The sequence below is a fragment of the Streptococcus parasanguinis genome (assembly GCF_001578955.1).
GTDB classification, from domain to species: domain Bacteria; phylum Bacillota; class Bacilli; order Lactobacillales; family Streptococcaceae; genus Streptococcus; species Streptococcus parasanguinis_U.
The window spans coordinates 7301-8086 of record NZ_KQ969689.1 but is presented as its reverse complement, the minus strand read 5'-3'; the positions used below and the strand labels follow the sequence as shown (position 1 = coordinate 8086).

1 protein-coding gene is annotated in these 786 nt (G+C 29.4%); it reads right to left on the bottom strand.

Annotated features, from left to right (window positions below; genetic code table 11):
- Positions 1–491 (bottom strand): hypothetical protein (locus SPADD19_RS11985; protein WP_164905808.1); only part of this gene is annotated, 491 nt, incomplete at its 3' end.
- Positions 492–786: the final 295 nt, after the last annotated feature.

Below are 786 nucleotides of genomic sequence, written 5' to 3'. Positions count from 1 at the left end.
GGATCTAAGGTTATCAAAAGATCAATTCCCCAACCTCTTGCAGCAGCATATTCATATGATTCAGCGTTTACGATATAGAGTTTTTCAATTAAAGAGCCATATCTTGGAATTAATTTTACTAAACTACCAATTGTTCGAAATTGTCGTGCACATTCTTTAACTTCCGAAGGACTTAAATGTCTATAAACATTAGTTACGAGAGCTCGAAACATAGATCTTGACTGTTCTTCATTAATTTCTTTTTGTACTTGTGTAATGATTTCCTTAGATATTATTTCTTTTTCATAGTTTGACAGAGACGTTCTGTCTAATAATTCTTGTAATGTATATTGCTTACCTTCTTCTAATCTTAATTTGGAGATTTCTTGTTGCAAAATCTCAATCGGAGGAGCTGACTGTTCTTCAGACAGTACAGTACTTAAGGGAGAGAACGAAGAAAAAATTAACAATAAGGTACAACTACCTTTAATAATTATTTTATGATATTTCATAATATAACCTTCCTTTTGTTTTTTTACTTAATAATATGCTTCTATAAAAATAGGCAATTTCTCGAAGTGCTATATTCTTAAACTAACTTCTACCGCCAATAAACGTGGAAGTCAATTTGTCAAAACAATGCTATTAAAAAATAAAAGGGAAAACTTTTTGTTAAATAAAGTTATCATTACTATTAACCACATATAGTTTTTAGCCAACCAACTATATGTGGTCTAAGTAATGGGATTAAGAATAGACCTAAAATAAATATTAGAAACATTTTTTTGAAGCTTCTTTTGTTCATCT